The following is a 17,127-nucleotide window of genomic DNA, read 5'->3' on the forward strand; positions in this document are numbered from 1 at the left end:
CTGGACCCGCTCGTGCGGGTCTTTTTTTTGCCCGCAAGATCTATGTACCGCACACCGTCGCGACGCGAACTTTACCTTGCCCTGCTCGGCCACTTCCCCCGTGTGCCCAACAGTCAGAGCAGGAATTGCCCCATGCCCGAAATATCCATACCCAGCGCGGTTGATGTGTTGACCCAACTGGTGACCGGCCCCTCGTTGCGGGAAGTCGCCACGACAACACTGCGCCAGGCCCTCAAAACGCTGTATCCGAACCTGGAGATCGACCCGCAACGGGCCATGGTCGCGACGCCGACATGGGTCATCACTGACGAGCATGCAACCCCGGGCGCCGATAAGTTCGAATCCCTTACCGACGCGCTGGTGCGGCTTGGCCTGTCCGGCACCACGGTGACGTACCTCGACGACGAACACTTCCTGACCTTACAGCCCACTGTCAGCCCGGCAATCCAGCTACCGGTGAAAATCAGTGCCATCGCCCGGCTGATCAACGAGCTGGCGCCACTACTGTTCGTTGCCTACAAAGAGCAACACATCGATTACTGGAGCGAAAACACCGCTGCGAATCACCCGCGCTGGTACCAACTGTCCGATGGCTTGCGCAGACTGTGGAATGTCGACGCAAGCCTTGGCTGGGATGCCGATGAGCAAGCCATGGCCCTCGCCGTTTTCAACAACCCGGACAAACAAAAAAGAGCCAACGACAAGTACAAGACCCGCGCCTGTCTGATTGACCTGGATCACGGTGAAGGGGATGCCCGCAAACACGCGACGCTGCTCAATACTGCCGTGCTGATCGGTACGCTCGGGCAGCGCACGCTGGTGCTCACTCACTCGGTGGTGCAAGGCTTTCGGCGCTTCGCTTCGGTGGACGAAATCGGCAATGCCCTGCCACACCGGTTTCGCGAAGGGGCCAGCGCCAAAGGTCTGAGCTGGCGACTTGTCGAGCCTGAGGGCGACTTCTTCAACCACCAGGCCTGCACTGTCATTGCGCTTGAAGCCGATGCGCTGGGCCAGATCAATTTCTTCGAAGGTCCGATTCTCAACAGGCTCTATCCTCACGCCGGAACCGCTGGCAACCATCAACAACCGATACCGCGCCTGAAACCGCACATCGAGCGACTGAGGCCAATGCTGCCGGGGTGGCTGGAAGCTGCCTCGCCTGCCGATCAGACCCTCTACGGCCGACACTTGCTGGATCTGACCGTGGTGCAGCATGCGAACCAGGGCAAATCGTTTCAGAGCGAAGTGAAGGATCTGCAGACATTCACACGCGAGGCACTGACTGCACAGATTCTAAAAGACCACCCGACAGCGACCGATATAAAGCTCGACGACATCGAGATGACCATCGTCAGCCTGGTGATCTGGGGCACGTTCATAGTGCCGGGCGAATTTCAGACCAAAACGCTGACGCTTCTCGAACTCGCGCTGCAAAACCTGGCGGGGCTGCCCCTGGGCAATAAAAGGGTGGCCTACAAAGACGGCAGCGCATTACCGCAATGGATGACCGTGACCTTTGTCGAAGAGTTGGTAAAGACCGTCGACATCGGCAGCACTTACCCCGCTTACCTGAAGAAAAAACTGGTCGATGACGCCACTCAGGCGGCTGCTTTGCAGGATCTCTATAGCCAACAGTTACCCCTTGAATTGCCGTTGCTGGCCCTGCAACACAAGATCCGTGGCGAAGCAGGCATCACTGAGCTGGGTTACCGATACGTGATCGCGGCACTGAGCAGCGTCGCTGCAGATCGTCAGGTCGACGGGCAGGACATCGTCATCCGCCCTCTGGCATTCGTGACCCACCGCAGCACCTCCCGCGCGGACACCGTGGACAACATGTTCGTCATCGGCTCGCGAGAGCCAGACAAAGGGCCCTGCCTGCTTTATCGACCGCTGTTCGCGAAGGCGCTGATTCAATACCCCGGTCCTACCAATTTGCTGTACGCAATCAAGCATTCTCAGGATCTGCGCGAATCGGTATTGGCGTGGTTACCCGATAGCGTGCGATTCAACTTCAGCCAGTATGTGTTTGCGGCAAGGTTTCCCTCGGTGTGGGTCATTCCAGAGATAGTGGTTCACCCGCTGAACCTCATTGATATGTCCAGGCCCGTCACGCTGGGCACCGACGTCATCGAAAGCGATGTTCTGGCAACGCTGCACAAGACCAATGTGCAAGCGGTCATCACTCAAGCTGATCGCCAATCGGTATCCAACGCGGAAGCACGCTGGGCCACGCTCAAACGCGGTGGCTGGGTACTCTTTAACGCGGCGCTGCCCTTTCTGGGGCGCGGTGTCTCGATAGCGGCCTGGATCTGGCAGATCATGGACGACTTGCAGGAGGTCAGCGACGCTGCCAATCAGCAATCCGGCAAAGTCGCCTGGTCGGCACTTGCCGATATTCTCCTCGCACTGGGCATGGTCCTCGCCCATCGCGCAGCGGTCGGTCACAATCCCGCCCACAAGGCCATCAGTGCAGTTGATGCGTGGGAGTCGCCGACACCTCAACCCGTACCAGAGCTCATCAACCCTGTACGCGCGCCGGACATCGCGGGCAGTGAACTGGTCGCCAATCATGGAACGTCGATCAACACCATCGCCGTTCTAGAGCAATCGAACCACAGCCTCGCCGCACTGCTGGACCGTCTCAACGTCAGCAAACCCGAAACGCTTGGGACTGCGGCGAGTGAGGGCCCGTATCAGCACCTCTACCAACATGGCGGGAAATGGTACGCGCCGGTCGACAAGCGCTGGTTCCAGGTGCAGATCAATGAAGATGAACACGTGCAGATCATCGACTCGAGCCGACAGCCTCCCGGTACCGGGCCATTTCTGGTACGCAGCGCGGCCGGCCAATGGGTCGTCGATCTGCGATTGCGCCTGAGCGGCGGCAGCCTGAGCAGTCGGCGCAGACAGGTCCAGCGTCAGAACATGCAGCGCATATCTCAGCACCGAAGTGCTATCACCGCTTTCGACTTGACGATGCCGTCCAAACTGACTGAGCTCACAGAAGCCCGCACCGCCATGGACGCCGCCCTGCCGGAAACGGCCAAGACAGCACGCAAAAAATACCTCGATCTGCTGGATTCACAGCTCCAGGAATACAGGGAAAATATCAATCAAATCAAACTGTTGAATTCGCTGCAGGAGGTCCCCAATTTCCGCGCGGTGATAACCGAGCGGCTGGAGATGCAACTGTTCCTCGGCCAGGAATGGCTCATGGAGAACGGCTCAGATTTTCAGGCCAATATCCGCGCTACAACGATGGCGATTGAGGACCGTAGGCAATCTTCGTCGCAGCGGTTCATTCAGACCTGCGAAGAAATGAGCGATCAGACTCAGGGGATCATGGAAAAAATCGACGCTTCCCATGCCCGGTTCGCAGAACTTGAACGCCTCGGCGAAGGCGCTGTGGAGATACTGATCAAATATCGGAAAACTCTGCCGGACTACGATCTGAATGATTTCAAGCTGCTGCAAATCTGTCTTGGCCAGGAGATTTGCGTCAAGCCGGGCACAACAGCGGTCAGGGGACAGGTGCAGGCGACAATGGAACAACTCATCGAAAGCGCAGCACTGAACGTTCAGAGCTCGCTGAATCTGAGTACCGATGAAAGTCTGCACAACCTCGGTGAGCGGATCGACACCCTGAATCACCTGACACGGCAATTTGCCGCGGTGGATCAGGGTTTTGGCGATATCGCCGCCGAGTTTGCGGACCAGCTCAACCTTCCACGGCTTGCGCGGGTACGTGAAAGGGTCAAGGAGTTCAGCGACATAGCGGTCACGCAGCTGGCAGGCTTGCTGCGTGACCGACGTCTGGTCGAACCTCAAGCCGGTCCGTCCAGGCCTGCAGGCATGAACACCCGGAAAATCATCAAGACCCGTAGCAGAGGCACTCTCGTCGGTGTACCGAAAGCTGCGACTGAGGGCGGGCCAGACGATCTGGTCGAATTGCGCTCGAACATGGCAGGGGTCATCGCCACCTTTCAGGAAGAGTCACCCGGCGTTTGGGTGGAACACATTACGGCTACGCCGACGACGCAACTCCCCAAGCCGCCGCCCAGGCCAAATCTCAATAAAAGTATCCGCGCCGGCCAGGCACTGCTCGATGGCCTTGCGGAGTTTCACCGGGTTACCGACGCTCGGATCAAGCGGGGTCCGCGGCTCCCGGTGGAGGTCGAGGAGGAATACCACCGACATGCAGCGCTTCTGCGCAAAGCCAACGCAGACATCGATGAGGCATTGACGGCGCGCAATGCCACGGCGGATCTCGACAACCCGACGCAAGAACTAGGTCACGCGCTGGAGAAGGCAGCAAAGGCGCTTGATGAAAAAGGCACCAGTACCCGGGCCAGAATGATCAAACAGCAGATGCCGACAGGAGCCGGCGTCGAGTGGCTGAAAAATCACGGTGAAGTGTCCATCGCCAAAATCCTTACGCGACGCGAACTCAAAAGTCGTCCGAATGACTTTCTGGACGAGTACGAAGTACGCGATATCAAAACCAGCAAGGTGGTGTGTTACGCGCACTTTCACTACAGCAGTGTCAGCGCGCCGTTAACGCCATTCCTCGCCGGACACCTGAAAACCAACGCGCAGCGGCATCTAGGGGGGACCTATGAATTGCGTGGTTTGAACAATCAGCAAGTCATCGATATTCACCGCAGCGAGATTTCCACCCAACTAGCCGAGACCTTGTTTTTCACGCCCGCCAAGCCTGCTGCAACCGGGCCAACGCAGCTTTGATCGCGGCCTCCGGCACGGCGGCGAACCCCAGGACCAGTCCGGCGCGCTGGTCCTGGGGAGTCGTAGAGTCCGGCAGCCAGTAATGGCTCAAGCCGCTGATTTCGACATCCACGCGCGCAGCTTGCTCGATCAGTTGCTGCTCACGGTCGATGCTCTCCACCTTCACGGTCAGGTGCAGCCCGGCCGACACCGCCGGCAGGTCACCGACGCCGAGGATTGCCGTTGGCCAACCATCGAGCAACGTATTGCGTCGGTTCAGCGCGGCGCGGCGCATCCGGCGGATATGCCGCTGGAAATGCCCGGCCGCCATGAACTCGGCCATCACCGCTTGCGTGCTCACCTCGGAATGCCGGACATCCACCGCCCGGCGTTGCGAAAACGCTGGCACCAGTGCCGGTGGCAGCACCAGATAACCGAGGCGCAACGCCGGGAATGCGACCTTGCCGAACGTGCCGACATACAGCACGCGGCCCTGTTGATCGAGTGCCGCCAAAGGAGCCAATGGCGCGCCGGTGTAACGGTACTCGCCGTCGTAGTCATCCTCAACGATCCAGCCTTGCGTGCGTTCGGCCCAGGCGAGCAGTTCAAGACGCCGCGCCAGACTCATCACCACGCCTGTCGGGTATTGATGCGAGGGCGTCACGTAAGCCACGCGACAATCACTGGCACCCGACAGTGCCGAGCAATCCATGCCCTCTTCGTCCACGCCAATCCCACGCAGAATGCCTCCCGCCAAGGCGAATGCATGACCGGCCGCACGGTAGCCCGGATTTTCGATCGCAACGCCATCGCCCGGCTCCACTAGCAGCTGTGCACAAAGACTAATGGCCTGCTGTGCGCCACTGGTGATCACAATTTGCTCAGCAGAGCACTGCATCCCTCGCGAACTGCGCAGATAGGCCGCAATCAGGCTGCGCAGACGCGCATCGCCGGCCGGGTCGCCGTAACACAGCTGCTGAAGGTCCGGTTTGCGCCAGAAAGCCCCGTTGAGCTTGGCCCATACGTCAAACGGAAACAGATCGAATGCCGGTACACCAACCCGAAATGCGCGCGGCGGGCCACTGGGGGGATGGGGCAAATGGTTGTTTTCCAACCGCTGTAAAACCCCGCTGTGGATAACTTTACTGGATGAAAGCACAGTAGAATTCGCGGAATTTGTGGATAAGGCTGTGGGTAAGCCTGTTGAAAACCCTGTGGATACTTTTGTGGATAGTTTTTTCGCCTTGAGCGGGTCACGGGGCAGTTGGGCTACATAAGTGCCATCGCCCACCCGCCCTTCAATGAAGCCTTCGGCATAGAGTTGATCGTAGGCCCGAACCACACTGTTGCGGGAAATCGCCAGCGCGGCGGCCAGATCACGGCTGGCTGGCAGGCGCGTGCCACTGGCTAGCCGCCCGTCGAGCACACGCAGTCGCAACGCCTGATAGAGCTGACGGCTCAAGCCCTGACGGCGATCAAGCTCGATGCCCGCCGGGTTGAACGGCATGGACAACGTGGACAAATCAGGCATGGTAATGGACCTATGAAATTGGCCATCAATGGCTCTTACATCAGACCAATAGCCTGCCTAGGATGTATGTATTCGCCAAGGAAAATCTCTTATGTACACGCCGCGCGCCTTTGCCATCAATGAGCTGTCCCAACTCCACGAACTGGTCCTCGCCACTCGCCTCGCCATCCTGGTCACCCACGGCGAAAACGGTCTGCAAGCCAGCCATGTGCCGGTGCTGCTGCATTGCGAGCAAGGTGAATACGGCACGCTCTACGGGCATCTGGCGAGGGCCAATCCGCAGTGGAAGGACCTGCGCGACGGCGCCGAAGCGATGCTGATTTTTGCCGGACCGGATGCCTACGTCAGCCCGGGGTTTTATCCGAGCAAGGCCGAGCACGGCAAAGTCGTGCCGACCTGGAACTACATCGCCGTACACGCCTACGGCCACGCCGAGACCTTCAGCGACGGCGGGCGGCTGCTCGACATCGTCAGCACCCTCACCGACCGCCATGAGGCCGGCCGTGCACAGCCTTGGTCGGTCGCCGACGCGCCCGCCGATTACATCGACAGCATGCTCAAAGCCATCGTCGGTTTTGCCATTCCCATCGACCGCCTGGAAGGCAAGCGCAAGCTTAGTCAGAACCGCAGCGCCGAAGATATCGCCGGCGTGCGCAAAGGGCTGGCCGCCAGCTCCGAATTCAACGATCAAACCCTCGCCCAATTGATGCGTTAAGGAACTCACCATGAGTCAGATCGAGATCCGTCAGGTCAGCGCCGACGACCACGCCGCCTGGCTGGCGCTGTGGCAAGCGTACCTGCGCTTCTACAACACCGAACTGCCGGAGGCGGTGACGACCAGTACCTGGCAGCGCTTCCTCGACCCGAGCGAACCGACGCACGCCGCCCTCGCCTGGGCTGACGGTAAAGCGCTGGGCATGGTGCATTACATCTACCATCGCTCGAACTGGAGCATCGAAAACTCCTGTTACCTGCAAGACTTGCTGGTGGCGCCTGAAACCCGCGGCACCGGCGTCGGTCGCCAGTTGATCGAGCACGTCTATGCAACGGCCAAAGCCGACGGCTGCTGCAAAGTCCATTGGCTGACCCACGAATCCAACGCTACGGCGATCCAGCTCTACGAGCGCATCGCCGAGCGCCCAGGCTTCATCCAGTTTCGCAAAGCCCTTTAAGGAGACGCGCTCATGATCACCTCACCTGCCGATTGGAAAGGCGTGCCCGCCCCCACGACCACGCTGCTCGAAGGCCGCTTCATCCGCCTGGAAAGGCTCGACCCGGCGCGGCACGGTGACGACCTGTTCAACGCCCTCGAAGGCCCCGGCGCCGACCCGAAACTCTGGGACTTCCTGCCCTACGGCCCGTTTCCCGAGCGTCACGTGTTCAATGACTGGCTGAACAATCACGCGGCCAGCAGCGATCCGTATTTTTTCAGCATCATCGACCGCGTCAGCGGCCAGGTGCAAGGCATGCTCAGCCTGATGTCGATTGTCCCGGCCCACGGCCGTATCGAAATCGGCCACGTGACTTTCGGCGCGCCAATGCAGCGCTCGCCAAAAAGCACCGAGGCGGTTTACCTGTTGGCCAAACACTCCTTTGACCTGGGCTACCGTCGCCTGGAATGGAAGTGCAACAACGGTAACGCCCGCTCCAAATACGCCGCTGAACGCCTGGGCTTCAGCTTCGAAGGCGTTTTCCGCCAGCACATGGTGGTCAAGGGCCAGAACCGCGACACCGCGTGGTACTCGATTGTGGATTCGGAATGGCCGGCGATTGCGGCGGGGTTTGAGCAGTGGCTGTCCGATGAAAACCAGACGCCTGACGGTCAGGTGAAAGGGTTGGTCGAGTGCCGTGGTTAAAACCGCAAAAGCAAAAGATCGCAGCCTTCGGCAACTCCTACACGGGACAAAATGTAGGCGCTGCCGCAGGCTGCGATCTTTTGATCTGCTTACTTAAACCAGTTTCTGCGCCAGCACCGCAATGTGTTCTGGCCCGATACCGCAGCAACCACCCAAATGGCTGGCGCCGCGCTGCTGCCAATCTCTCGCCCAATGCAAGTAACCTGGCGGATCGAGATCGTCGCGCAGCGGATCCAGTCCGTCATTGGCCGTTGCCTCCTTAGGCTGCGGCGGAAACGCATTGGCATAGGCGCCGATGTGAATCTTCACCCCCAGACGCTCGAAGGTAGCGCGCGCCGCATCAATCGCCGCGCCAATCACTTCCGGCTGGCTGCAATTGAATAGCAACGTTTCAACGCCCAACTCCGCTGCCACCGCAGCCGCCTCGGCGACCGGCTCGCCAGAACGCAAACGCGGTACGTCGTCAGTGTCTTCATCCTTCAAGGTAAACGACAGCCAGAACGGCTTGCCGTCCTGCGGGAGTCCGGCGTGGATGGCCCGCGCCTCGATAATCGAACTCTGTGTTTCCGCCAGCCACAGGTCAACGTGCGGTGCCAGTCCGTTGACCAACGGATTCAGCAATTCCGTTACTCGAGACGCGTCGAACAGATCAGGACGATAAGACCCGAACAACGGAGGCAAGGAGCCGGCTACCCGCACGTTTTTACCCGATGCCTGCACCGCACGCCGCGCCAGTTGGCCGGCCAACGCTGCCAAAGCCTGACCTTCAGCGGCGAAACGCGTTTCGCCGATATGAAACGGCACCACTGCATAGCTGTTGCTAGTGATCACGTCGGCACCACTGGCGATATAGGCAGCGTGTACAGCCTCGACCGCTTGCGGTGCTTCGCTCAGCGCCAGTGCCGACCATTCTGGCTGCCGAAATGGCGCCCCGGCTCGTTGCAACTCACGGCCCATGCCGCCATCAAGAATAACCGTGCTCGCTGCGCCCATATGCTTTTCACTCATATGCTTATGAAAATAACTCACTATCAGAGTCGTTCTTATAACTATTTAATACGCACCATTCGGTTAATAACAACCTCTTTTTTATTCAGGGATCGCCTGTGAAATTCCAACCACTACTGGCCCTCGGCCTGACGATTCTGGCCGCCTCGACCCAAACCTTCGGTGGCACCACACTGGATCGCGTCGAGCAAAAGAAAGAGCTGGTCGGCGTGTTGATGGAAAGCTATCCGCCCTTCTCATTTCTCAACGATCAGAACCAGCTCGACGGCTTCGACGTCGATGTCGCCAAAGCCGTGGCGGAGAAACTGGGGGTCAAGCTGCGTCTCGAAACACCGTCCTGGGACGTCATCGCTGCCGGCCGCTGGAGTGGGCGCTACGACATCTGCATCTGCTCGATGACGCCGAGCAAGGCCCGCTCCGAAGTGTTCGATTTCCCGGTCGAGTACTACGCCTCACCGGCAGTGATCGTGGTCACCGCCAAGGATGATCGCATCCACAGCGCCAAGGATCTGAGCGGCAAGAAGGTCGGCCTTACCAGCGCATCCAGCTATGAAAGTTATCTGAACAAGAATCTGGTCATCGAGGGCGCTGAGGACACACAGCTCCAGTATCCATTCGAAGATGTACAGATCGCGCCGTACGATACCGACAACGTCGCGTTCCAGGATCTTGGCCTCGGTGCGGGCGTGCGCCTGGATGCGATCCTCACCAACCTCGTCACTGCGCAGCCACGCTTGAATGAAGACAAACGCTTCAAGCTCGCTGGCGAGCCGCTGTACTCGGAGCCGAACTCGGTCGCCATCGAGAAGGGTGATGCACAGTGGGACGCCAAGGTGCGCGAGGTCTTTGCCCAACTCAAACAGGACGGCACCCTGAGCAAGCTTTCGCAAAAATGGATCGGTGCCGACATCAGCCAATGACTTCTTTCCCGGTACCTCCCAAGCCACCGCAACCGGTGGCTGAATCACGCCTGCGCCGGCTGTTCGGTTTCCGGACAAGGCTGTACCTGACCTGGGCGGTGATGTTCTGCCTGTTCGCGGGGTTCTTTCTGAGCTTCGACCTGAAGTTTTCGATCATCCTCGACAAACTGCCTAACCTGGTCGGTCTGAAACTGGCACCTAATGGTTTCTTGCAGGGGGCAGCACTGACGCTGTTTCTATGCGTGTGCTCAATCGTTGCTTCGGTGCTGCTGGGTTTCGTGACTGCACTGGCGCGACTTTCGAAAAGTGCGGTGGCCTTCGGCATCGCCAGTTTCTACGCCTCGTTCTTTCGCGGCACGCCGCTGCTGATCCAGATCCTGCTGATCTATCTCGGTTTGCCGCAACTGGGCATCGTGCCGGGCGCCATCGTCGCCGGGATCATCGCCCTGTCACTCAACTATGGCGCGTACCTCAGCGAGATCTTCCGCGCCGGGATTCTTGGCGTCCCGTATGGCCAGCGAGAAGCATCGCTGGCGCTGGGCATGCGCGACTCAGTCATTCTTTGGCGCATTACGCTGCCTCAGGCCATGCGCACCATCATCCCGCCCACGACCAATCAATTCATTTCGATGCTGAAAGATTCGTCGTTGATCTCGGTGATGGGCGTCTGGGAAGTGATGTTTCTCGCGCAGTCGTATGGACGTTCAAGCTATCGCTACATCGAAATGCTGACCACGGCGGCCATCATCTACTGGTTGATGTCGATTGGGCTGGAGCTGATTCAGGCGCGGATGGAGCGGCATTACGGCAGAGCATACGTTCGCCGTACTTAAGGTGATCCGTAACGCGTCACGGGTTGATTGGGCAGTGACGGATAAGTTTTGCACCGCAGAACAGTCGGTGACGTCCCGCTTGATTGTAGGAAAAGGAAGCGCTGGACTCGGGTAAAACCACCGGCTGCGGATCTGGTGGAAATTTTCCACAAAATGATGCGACGTCGCCTGCAACGCTTCGGGAAGCAGCCGACATCGGATTCTTTGGTGCATCAATAGAGTTGGGTCTTCTGTTTAAAAAGGCCCTACTTGATGCCCACTCAACACCGGTACAAACCACAACGTCTGTCTTTGGCTATTGCACTGGCGCTTGGCTGCATAAAGCTCGCGAGCGCTCAGCAACTGCCTGAAGCCGCTGAGTCATCTGTAATCATGAACGTGGCGCAACTGTCGCAAGCCAGTCACTATGAAGACGCTCTCGGAAGGCTTCAGGCTGTTTTCACCGATAAAGCTACTGTTTCCCACCCTTTCGTTGCAGCCAACAGTACTTTTCAGGGTACCGATGCCAACGACCTCATCCTTCTGAAAGACGGCGCCAGCTTCTCCGGCCGGATCGATGGCGGCGCAGGAGATAACTTCTTGCTAGTGGATGTCTCTGAAGGAGGCACGCTTAAAGACACCCGTAATTTCAATGGACTGTTTCTCGTCAAGGGAGACTGGACGTTGAGTAGCAAGGGAGATTTCAAGGAAGGGGTATTGGTACAACATGATGGAGCCCTGACCAACCTGGGCACCATTGAAGGTGGCGCGATTACCGCCGGCAAGCTCTTCAACAAAGGGAGCATCAAAGGGGATGTGTATGTCGATAAGAACGGCAGCTTCGCAGGTAAGGGCACAGTAGGAAACTTGCACGTTAACGGTGTGCTCACGGTTAACGGATTGCTGGGCAGCCCAAGGGTCAAGGGCGACTTGAGCCTATCGCCGACAGCGGAACTGGCCTACGAGGTCACGCCTGAAGGTCGTGGTCCAACGATCAAAGTCGACGGCAATGCCACGTTAGACGGCGCCACCCTTAGAGTCGTGGCCGCTCCAGGGGAGTATCCGCCAACCGGCTCGCACAAAATCATCGAGGCCGCGAAAGTCGAAGGTGAATTCGGCCCGATCTTGAACGACCTCGCTTTCATCACAGCTAAACCGCTATACAACAAAAAATCCGTCGGCCTGACTTACAGCCGCAATGAGAATCCGCTATCGAGCGCTGCCACTACGGACAATGCCGTTTCCATCGCGCAGAGCATCGTCGAGCCACAAGCGCCGTTGCAACCCACTGTACCTGCGCCAGCACCGCTGACACCACCAACATCAACATCAGCTCCAGATTCGATTACAACTTCAACTCCAGATTCGATTACAACCTCAACTTCAGCTCCAGATTCAATTACAATTTCAACTTCAACTTCAACTTCAACTTCAACTTCAACTTCAACTTCACCTTCACCTTCACCTTCACCTTCACCTTCAACTTCAACTTCAGCTCCGACTTCAGTTCCTGCGCCGGTTGCCGATTCGGGTCCGGGTTTGATCGCAGTGGCGGCACCAGCGCCAGTTTCCTCACCTGTACAGGACGACATCGCTATTGCACCTGCGAGCGAAGCTGCTGATACGCCACCCCCTCCGGCTCAAAGACCCGCAAGTGCGGCCGTCGCCGCGTTACTGGCGAGCGACAAGCAAACAGCCTCTGTCGCCCTGGAACAACTCGCCGCCGGCAGCAACGCCAACCTCGCCAAAGCCACGTTAAGCAGCGTTACCCCCGTGAGCGCGAGCATGCTGTCGGCCATGCGCCAACTCGACCATCGCACGGGCGCAGCTTACGGCTCGGGCAATTCACCCCGCGAAGCTGCCGGCGGTGCTGATTCCGGGCGAGTCTGGGTTCAGGCATTGGGCCATGGCGGCAAGGTTGATCGCGAGTACGACAGCACCCTGAAACACGCCACCCAAGGCCTGGTCATGGGCGCTGACTGGCGACTCAATGAGCAATGGCATATCGGTTTGCTGGGCGGCAAATCCCAAACCAGACTCGATGCCCGCCAATACGATGGCGACCTAGACAGCTGGCACGTTGGCGCCTACGCCGTGCGTCAGGATGGACCACTGGCGCTGCGCCTGGGTGCCACTTACGCCAGCCATGATGGCAGCAGCAAACGTCGGGTGGCGTTCAACGGATTCAGCGATCGCCTCAAAGGCAATTACGATGCCAACACCCAGCAAGCCTTCGCCGAACTGGGCTTCAACTTCGGCCGCAACGACGTGACACTCGAACCGTTCGCCAGCCTCGGCTACCAACGTTATCAACGTGACAGCCACAGTGAAAAAGGTGGTGATGCGGCGCTGAAAGTCTTTGGGCAAACCCGCGACAATCTCAGCAGTACCTTCGGCCTGCGCACGGCAAAAATCCACACACTGGACAACGGCATGAGCCTGACGCCGCGATTGAGCGCCGGGTGGAAACACACCTTTGGTGAACTCGACAGCGACACCCGCCAGCAACTGGCCAAGGGCGGCAAACGCTTCACCGTGAACGGTGCAGAACTGGATCGCAACAGCCTGGGCGTCGATGCGGGTCTGGACCTCGGACTGTCGACCAACCACACGCTGGGCGTCGCTGTCACTGGAGAGTTCGGCAGCGAAAGCCGCAATCACGGCGTGATGGGTCAGTGGCGAATGGCGTTCTAAATCGCTTCCTGTAGGAGCTGCCGCAGGCTGCGATCTTTTGATCTTCGTTTTAAAAGATCACAAGATTGCAGCCTGCGGCAGCTCCTACAGGTGAAAAAAAGGACAAAAAAAGGGGAGCACATGCCCCCCCGAGGTTTAAAGCGTTTGATCGCGGCGGTTATCTCAGCCTTCGATCTCGATCAGGATTTCGCCCGGGTTCACGCGGTCGCCCTTGGCCACATGAATCGCCGTAACCTTGCCGGCGATGGCGGCCTGAACTTCGGTTTCCATCTTCATGGCTTCGGTGATCAGCACAGCCTGGCCCGCCTTGACGGTGTCGCCTTCCTTGACCAGCACATCGACGATGTTGCCGGGCATGGTGGTGCTGACGTGGCCTGGAGCCGACGCTTGCTTGCGCTTGCTGCTGCCCCCGCCGACGAATTCGTTAAGCGGTTCGAACACCACTTCTTCCGGCATGCCGTCGATGGACAGGTAGAAGTGACGCTTGCCTTCAGCCTTCACACCGACACCCGTGATATCGACGCGGTAAGTCTCGCCGTGGACGTCAATGACGAACTCGGTCGGCACACCTTCGCCACTCGCCGACGTCACGGCGCCAGCCTCTGGAATAGGAAGCAGCACCTCCGGCACGAGAGTGCCGGCGGCACGCTCTTCGAGGAACTTGCGACCGATGTCCGGGAACATGGCGAAGGTCAGCACGTCTTCTTCCGACTTGGCCAGTGCACCGATATCGGCACGCAGCTTGGTCATTTCCGGTTTGAGCAGATCGGCCGGACGCACGTCGATGACTTCTTCGCTGCCGATGGCCTGACGACGCAGTTTTTCGCTTACCACGCCCGGCGCTTTGCCGTAGCCGCCCTGCAGGTAGAGCTTCACTTCGTTGGTGATGGTTTTGTAGCGCTCGCCGGCCAGCACGTTGAAGAACGCCTGGGTGCCGACGATCTGCGAAGTCGGGGTGACCAGCGGCGGGAAGCCGAGGTCTTCACGCACGCGCGGGATTTCCGCCAGCACTTCAGCCATGCGGTTCAACGCGCCCTGCTCTTTCAACTGGTTGGCCAGGTTGGAAATCATCCCGCCCGGCACCTGATTCACCTGCACACGAGTGTCGACAGCGGTGAATTCGCTTTCGAACTGGTGGTACTTCTTGCGCACGGCGTAGAAGTACAGGCCGATCTCTTGCAGCAGTTCTAGGTTCAGGCCGGTATCGAATTCGCTGCCCTTGAGCGCAGCCACCATCGACTCGGTGCCTGGATGGCTGGTGCCCGAGGCGAAGCTGGAGATCGCGGTATCGATATGGTCAGCGCCGTTTTCGATTGCCTTGAGTTGGCACATCGTCGCCAGACCGGCGGTGTCATGCGAGTGAATGAACACTGGAAGCGACTGCTCGGCTTTCAATGCCCGGACCAGTTCACCGGTCGCGTAGGGCGTCAGCAGACCGGCCATGTCCTTGATCGCTACCGAGTCGCAACCCATGGCTTCCATTTGTTTGGCTTGCGCCACGAAAGCGTCAATCGTGTGCACCGGGCTGGTGGTGTAAGCGATGGTGCCCTGGGCGTGCTTACCGGCAGCTTTCACCGCTTCGATGGCCACGCGCAGGTTACGCACGTCGTTCATCGCGTCGAAGATGCGGAACACGTCGATGCCATTAACTGCTGCCTTGGCGACAAACGCTTTGACCACGTCATCGCTGTAATGGCGATAGCCCAACAGGTTCTGGCCACGCAGGAGCATTTGCAGGCGCGTGTTAGGCAGCGCGGCGCGCAGTTGGCGCAGACGCTCCCACGGATCTTCCTTGAGGAAACGTACGCAGGCGTCGAAGGTCGCGCCGCCCCAGCATTCCAGCGACCAGTAGCCGACTTTGTCGAGCTTGTCGCAGATCGGCAGCATGTCTTCGGTGCGCATGCGGGTGGCGAGCAGCGATTGGTGAGCGTCGCGCAGGATGGTGTCGGTAACGAAGATCTTCTTAGTCATTGGTATCTCCTCATAGCGGCAAGCTTCAAGCTACGAGCTGCAAGAAAAAGCCGAGTCGCTTTCACTTGAGGCTTGTAGCTGACAGCTCGCAGCTGCATTCATAGGCCTGCGTGGGCGGCGATGGCGGCGGCGATGGCCAAGGCCAGCTCTTCGGGTTTGCGCTTGATCGAGTAGTTGGTCAGTTCAGGGTGGCTTTCAACGAAGCTGGTATTGAACTGGCCGCTACGGAATTCCGGGTTGCGCAGGATTTCCTGGTAATACGCTGCGGTGGTCTTCACGCCTTGCAGGCGCATGTCGTCGAGGGCGCGCAGGCCACGATCCATGGCCTCTTCCCAAGTCAGCGCCCAGACCACCAGTTTCAGGCACATCGAGTCGTAGAACGGCGGGATGGTGTAACCGGTGTAGATCGCCGTGTCGGTGCGCACACCCGGCCCGCCGGGGGCGTAGTAACGGGTGATCTTGCCGAAGCTCGGCAAGAAGTTGTTTTTCGGGTCTTCAGCGTTGATGCGGAACTGCAACGCGAAACCACGGTGCTGGATGTCTTCCTGCTTGACCGACAGCGGCAGGCCGGAAGCAATCCGGATCTGCTCGCGGACGATGTCGATCCCGGTGATTTCTTCGGTGATGGTGTGTTCGACCTGCACCCGGGTGTTCATCTCCATGAAGTACACCTCGCCCTCGGCGAGCAGGAACTCCACAGTACCGGCATTCTCGTAGCCCACGGCTTTGGCTGCACGCACCGACAGGTCGCCGATGTAGGCGCGCTGTTCCGGGGTCAGTTGCGGGCTCGGGGCGATTTCAATCAGTTTCTGGTTGCGACGCTGGATCGAGCAGTCACGCTCGAACAGATGCACGACGTTGCCGAAGCTGTCGCCGAGAATCTGCGCTTCGATGTGTTTGGGATTGACGATGCATTTTTCCAGGAACACTTCCGCCGAACCGAAGGCCTTGGTGGCCTCGGAGATAACGCGGGGGAAATTCTGTTCAAGTTCTTCGCGACTGTTGCAGCGTCGGATACCGCGACCGCCACCACCGGAGGTGGCCTTGAGCATCACCGGATAGCCGATGCGGTCACCTTCGGTCAGGGCTTCGGCGATGTCCGCCACGTTGCCCTCGGTGCCTGGCGTAACCGGCACGCCAGCCTTGATCATGCTGCGGCGCGCTTCGGTCTTGTCGCCCATGCGGCGAATCACTTCTGCCGACGGGCCAATGAATTTGATTCCACGCTCGGCGCAGATGTCTGCCAGTTCGGCGTTTTCCGACAGGAAACCGTAACCGGGATGCAGTGCATCGCAACCAGTTTCCACCGCGAGGTTCACCAGCTTGCGCGGGTTGAGGTAACCGGCCAGTGGTTCGGCACCAATGCTGTAGGCCTCGTCCGCACGCTTCACATGCAGCGCATGCCGGTCGGCGTCGGAAAAAATCGCAACCGAGCGAATGCCCATCTCGGCGCAGGCTCGCACGATTCGTACGGCAATCTCACCACGGTTGGCGATCAGGATCTTTTTTATCACTTGGAGGTTCCCTTGAGCCGGTGGCACCACGACCTGCTAGACCCAGGTCGACGCGTGACCAAATGTTTCAATTTGGTCGCTTCTCCACACTAGCGC

Annotated in this window: 11 protein-coding genes; 7 read left to right on the forward strand and 4 right to left on the reverse strand. The window is 59.0% G+C overall.

The genetic code is table 11. The annotated features are described in order from the left end of the window. The first annotated feature begins 132 nt into the window (after positions 1-132). A complete protein-coding gene (locus H8B20_RS11945) occupies positions 133-4,746 on the forward strand; it encodes a dermonecrotic toxin domain-containing protein (RefSeq protein WP_210623224.1) in 4,614 nt (1,537 codons plus the stop codon). Here H8B20_RS11945 and pdxR read toward each other — a convergent pair. Then, a complete protein-coding gene (pdxR, locus tag H8B20_RS11950; RefSeq protein WP_210623225.1) occupies positions 4,703-6,256 on the reverse strand; it encodes a MocR-like pyridoxine biosynthesis transcription factor PdxR in 1,554 nt (517 codons plus the stop codon). The two genes, H8B20_RS11945 and pdxR, sit on opposite strands and share 44 nt — an antisense overlap. Positions 6,257-6,347: 91 nt before the next feature. Here pdxR and H8B20_RS11955 point away from each other — a divergent pair, with 91 nt between their 5' ends. Genes H8B20_RS11955 through H8B20_RS11965 form a run of 3 tightly spaced genes read left to right on the forward strand, consistent with a single transcriptional unit; the run spans position 6,348 to position 8,112 of the window. After that, positions 6,348-6,971, forward strand: a complete 624-nt coding sequence (locus H8B20_RS11955; RefSeq protein ID WP_210623226.1) for an FMN-binding negative transcriptional regulator — start codon at positions 6,348-6,350, stop codon at positions 6,969-6,971. Between the two features lie 10 nt (positions 6,972-6,981). Then, positions 6,982-7,428, forward strand: coding sequence for a GNAT family N-acetyltransferase (locus H8B20_RS11960; protein WP_210623227.1), 447 nt, complete (start codon positions 6,982-6,984; stop codon positions 7,426-7,428). A gap of 12 nt (positions 7,429-7,440) precedes the next feature. Continuing rightward, on the forward strand, positions 7,441-8,112 hold the full coding sequence (locus tag H8B20_RS11965; protein ID WP_210623228.1) for a GNAT family N-acetyltransferase: 672 nt from the start codon (positions 7,441-7,443) through the stop codon (positions 8,110-8,112). A 93-nt stretch (positions 8,113-8,205) separates the two neighbouring features. Here H8B20_RS11965 and H8B20_RS11970 read toward each other — a convergent pair whose 3' ends face one another. After that, on the reverse strand, positions 8,206-9,105 hold the full coding sequence (locus H8B20_RS11970; protein ID WP_210623229.1) for a homocysteine S-methyltransferase family protein: 900 nt from the start codon (positions 9,103-9,105) through the stop codon (positions 8,206-8,208). Positions 9,106-9,218: 113 nt separating this feature from the next. On the opposite strand from H8B20_RS11970, the gene H8B20_RS11975 reads away from it, so the two are divergent. From H8B20_RS11975 to H8B20_RS11985, 3 genes are all read left to right on the forward strand, one after another. Beyond that, positions 9,219-10,040: an ABC transporter substrate-binding protein gene (locus tag H8B20_RS11975; protein WP_210623230.1), complete on the forward strand. Its 822-nt coding sequence runs from the start codon at positions 9,219-9,221 to the stop codon at positions 10,038-10,040. Beyond that, on the forward strand, positions 10,037-10,873 hold the full coding sequence (locus H8B20_RS11980) for an amino acid ABC transporter permease (RefSeq protein WP_210623231.1): 837 nt from the start codon (positions 10,037-10,039) through the stop codon (positions 10,871-10,873). Before H8B20_RS11975 ends, H8B20_RS11980 begins: the two co-directional genes overlap by 4 nt. Positions 10,874-11,125: 252 nt before the next feature. Continuing rightward, positions 11,126-13,546, forward strand: coding sequence for an autotransporter outer membrane beta-barrel domain-containing protein (locus H8B20_RS11985; protein WP_210623232.1), 2,421 nt, complete (start codon positions 11,126-11,128; stop codon positions 13,544-13,546). A gap of 162 nt (positions 13,547-13,708) precedes the next feature. Here H8B20_RS11985 and oadA read toward each other — a convergent pair whose 3' ends face one another. Both oadA and H8B20_RS11995 read right to left on the reverse strand, forming a co-directional pair. Continuing rightward, positions 13,709-15,517, reverse strand: coding sequence for a sodium-extruding oxaloacetate decarboxylase subunit alpha (oadA, locus tag H8B20_RS11990; protein WP_210623233.1), 1,809 nt, complete (start codon positions 15,515-15,517; stop codon positions 13,709-13,711). A 98-nt stretch (positions 15,518-15,615) separates the two neighbouring features. Continuing rightward, on the reverse strand, positions 15,616-17,031 hold the full coding sequence (locus H8B20_RS11995; RefSeq protein WP_210623234.1) for an acetyl-CoA carboxylase biotin carboxylase subunit: 1,416 nt from the start codon (positions 17,029-17,031) through the stop codon (positions 15,616-15,618). Positions 17,032-17,127 lie beyond the last annotated feature (96 nt).

It is taken from the genome of Pseudomonas sp. P42 (genome assembly GCF_017973755.1).
GTDB lineage: Bacteria > Pseudomonadota > Gammaproteobacteria > Pseudomonadales > Pseudomonadaceae > Aquipseudomonas > Aquipseudomonas iridis.